Genomic DNA, 3405 nt, shown 5'->3' with positions numbered 1-3405 from the left:
TCAGTTGCTCACCGAACTGGTCCAGATCCTCTGAAAACGACACGGTCGTCGCAACCTCTCAATCGAGAGTGTTGCGACGACCGCGTGAACCCGCCTTTCGGTACGGGCGGTTCTTGTTTCTCGACTCGAGCGTCGGACGATTTCCGCAGGCCAGTTGTGGGTATATCTATCGAAGTCAGAGAGTCGATGGTCGGGTCAGCGGTGGGGTCGCCTATATTCCTCTCGAGCTGAACTCCTGCGAGACTCCTGTACCGCCACGCGGTCAACGATGAGATCGACGCTGAGAGGTGGTTTCCACGTATGACCGATCTGGTGACCGAGTCCGAGGCCTACTCGAGTACGCCGCTGCAGCGGGTGGCGGGCAAGTTGGAGCGTGTCCTGCCGCCGGGGTGGCGGGTCGAGGTCGTCGACCTGCCGGCCCGGGGCGAGGTGGCTGCGCAGCCTGTGCTGCGGGTGCATATGCCTTAGTCTGTCCAACCCATCGGCATGAGGACCGACTTTTGTTCGCAGAAGGCGTCCAGGCCTTCCGGGCCGTTTTCGCGGCCGATACCCGAGTTCTTGTAGCCGCCGAAGGGGGCGGTCGGGTCGAAGGCGTACCAGTTGATCGCGAAGGTGCCGGTGCGGATTCGTGCTGCGATCTCCACGCCGTGGTCGATGTCGGTGGTCCACACCGAACCCGCCAGGCCGTAGTCGGAGTCGTTGGCGATGGCGATGGCCTCGTCCTCGGTGTCGTACGGGATCACCGACAGCACCGGGCCGAAGATTTCCTCCTGCGCGATGGTGCTCGAATTGTCGACGTCGGCGAAGATCGTCGGCTCGACGAACCAGCCGCGCTCCACGCCTTCGGGCCTGCCGCCGCCGAGCACCAGTCGCGCGCCCTCGGCTTTGCCCTTGGCGATGTAACTTTCGACGCGGTCGCGCTGCTTTTCGCTGATCAGCGGGCCGAGTTGGGTCGCGGGATCGGTCGGGTCGCCGGTCTGCATGGTCTTCACGTGCGCGACCAACGCGTCGACGATCTCGTCATAGCGACTGCGCGGCGCCAGAATTCGCGTCTGCGCCACACAGCCCTGCCCGCTGTTCATCAGCCCGGAGAACGCGAGCACCGGAATGCACGCGGCCAGGTCGACATCGGGCAGCACGATCGCGGCCGACTTGCCGCCGAGTTCGAGCGAGACAGTCTTGAGCTGCTCACCGGCGAGCGCGGCCAGCTTCTTGCCGACCGGGGTGCTGCCGGTGAAGGTCACCTTGTCCACGCCGGGGTGTCCCGCGAGGTACTCGCTTGCTTCGGCTTCGGCGGGCAGTACCGAGAGCACGCCGTCGGGCAGGCCGGCCTCGGTGAAGATGTCGGCGAGGATGTTGGCGGTCAGCGGGGTCAGCGGGGAGGGCTTGAGCACCACCGTGCAGCCGGCGAGCAGTGCGGGCCCGAGCTTGTTGGCGGCGAGGAACAACGGGACATTCCAGGCGGTGATCGCGGCGACAACACCGCGGGGTTCCCGTGACACACGGGAGGTTCCGAACAGGCCGACTCGAGTTTCGTTCCAGGCGAAGGTCTTCGCGAGTTCGGCCAGTGCGTCCAAGGCCGCGACGGCCGGAATCTGGTTGAGTGTCAAGGCCGCTAACGTCGGCGCGCCCATCTCAGCGGTGAGCGCGGCAACCAATTCCGGCGAACGCTGCTCGATCAGTCGAGCGACTTTTGTGAGTACCTTCGCTCGTTCCAGTGGCGGCGTCGACGGCCACGGACCGCTGTCGAAGGCGTCGCGCGCGGCCGCAACGGCCGCGTCGACGTCCGCGTTGGTTACCGCGGGCACGCTGCCGACGGTCTCCTCCGTTGCCGGGGATACCACCGAAATGCGGTCACTACCGGCCGGGGTGGTCCACTTGCCGCCGATGAACAGACTGTCGTAGTGCATGAGAACACGTTACAGTTTCGCGCTCAGCTTGTCTGCAACACGTTCTAATTCGCTGCGGCGCAACAACTGTGAAGATTGCGAATTCCGACCTGCCGGTTCGCTATTCGGGGAAACGCACTATTGCGTTCCGGTGATGAAAAGGGGATGCTTTAGCTACTGATCAGCTCGCTCGATTCATCCGACATTAACAGCGAATTGGGGAGACCGACTCATGGCTGTGCAAGTGATCGGCCGATCGTTGATGACCAGCGATCAGACCGACCATCAAGCGAAAAGTGTGGGCAGTGGCGGATGGGTTGTCTCATTCCTGCCGGGCCGCACACTCACGATCGAGCAGGCGACTGCCGCTATCCAGGCCGCTGAGGCGGTTGCGATGGTCGGCGCGCTCGCCGATCAGGTCGGCCTGACCACGTTGGAGACCGTCGGCCTGGCGATTCAGGAATCGCCGTGGGACAGGGTATTACCCGAGCCGATTCGGCGGACGCGGCGGCTGAGCTGGCTGGCGTGATTACGCCTTGGTAGCGACAACTACCAGGTTGCTCACCAATAGCTCTCGGACCAACGGAATTCGGACCAGCCACCAGGCCCACTTCGGGTGGTAACGGGGAAAGATAGTGCGCACGTCGGCGGAAGTCGTTGCCGCCCAGCGCAGTCCGTCTTCCGCCGTCACCGCGAACAATGACCTGCCGAACCTGTTCTTGGGTTCGCGTCCGTGCTTGCGCCGGTACCGTCGCGCGGCGAACTCGCCACCGAGGTAGTGCCACAGGCCGGTCTCGTGCCCGCCGAAAGGCCCGTGCCACACCGTGTACGAGTACACGATGAGGCCGCCGGGCCTGGTCACCCGCACCATCTCGTCGGCCATGAGCCACGGCTGCGGCACGTGCTCGGCGACGTTGGACGAGAAGCACACGTCGAAAGCGTTGTCGCGGAACGGCAATGCCATGCCCGACCCGCGCACCGAACCCGACACCCGCAGCCCCGCCGCGTGCATCTCCGACGGGTCCGGCTCCACCGAGACATACCGCGCGCCCACGGCGGTGAACTCGTCGGCGAAGTAGCCGGGACCGCCGCCGACGTCCAGGACCACGGTGCCGGTGAGGTCGCGGCCGGTGATGTCGGCGTAGAAGTCGCTGATCAGCTCGGCGCTGTCGGTGGCGATGCCGCCGTAGAAGCGCGCCGGGTCGGACTGCTCGAAACGGAAGCTGGTGAGCAGGCGAAGCGAGCGACGCAGGGTGGCGCGGCGCGCGAACCGGGATCGGTCACGGCGCGCGACGGGCTGCTCGGTTCTCGGCGGGGTGGCGGTCGACACGGGCAGAGTTTATGGGTTACCCGTTTGTGGGTGGCTGGTGGTGGGAGGTTCGGGGGGATTCCGGGCGGGATTCAGGGTTTTGGTGGTCCCAGGCTGTACGGGCTGTGTTTATTGGAGCGCTGGCGCGCTCGAGCGCGGCCCCTGAGGGGCCGCGGGGGGGCGCTTGTTGCCGTGGTGGTGGGGCGG

4 protein-coding genes are annotated in these 3405 nt (G+C 65.5%); 2 read left to right on the top strand and 2 right to left on the bottom strand.

Annotation, left to right across the window (positions count from 1 at the left end):
* Positions 1–300: 300 nt before the first annotated feature.
* Complete coding sequence (locus ACFWVD_RS28135) at positions 301–468, top strand: hypothetical protein (protein WP_379247870.1); 168 nt, start codon at positions 301–303, stop codon at positions 466–468.
* On the opposite strand, the gene ACFWVD_RS28130 is transcribed toward ACFWVD_RS28135, so the two are convergent.
* Positions 465–1910, bottom strand: coding sequence for an aldehyde dehydrogenase (locus tag ACFWVD_RS28130; protein WP_379247868.1), 1446 nt, complete (start codon positions 1908–1910; stop codon positions 465–467). The genes ACFWVD_RS28135 and ACFWVD_RS28130 overlap by 4 nt on opposite strands.
* Before the next feature lie 241 nt (positions 1911–2151).
* On the opposite strand from ACFWVD_RS28130, the gene ACFWVD_RS28125 reads away from it, so the two are divergent.
* Complete coding sequence (locus tag ACFWVD_RS28125; RefSeq protein WP_379247866.1) at positions 2152–2418, top strand: hypothetical protein; 267 nt, start codon at positions 2152–2154, stop codon at positions 2416–2418.
* Here the strand turns inward: ACFWVD_RS28125 and ACFWVD_RS28120 are convergent, their stop codons facing one another.
* Complete coding sequence (locus ACFWVD_RS28120; RefSeq protein ID WP_379247864.1) at positions 2419–3219, bottom strand: methyltransferase domain-containing protein; 801 nt, start codon at positions 3217–3219, stop codon at positions 2419–2421.
* Between the last annotated feature and the right edge of the window lie 186 nt (positions 3220–3405).

This window comes from Nocardia sp. NPDC058666 (genome assembly GCF_042714895.1).
Classification (GTDB): Bacteria; Actinomycetota; Actinomycetes; order Mycobacteriales; family Mycobacteriaceae; genus Nocardia.
This window is presented reverse-complemented; position numbering and strand designations above follow the sequence as displayed.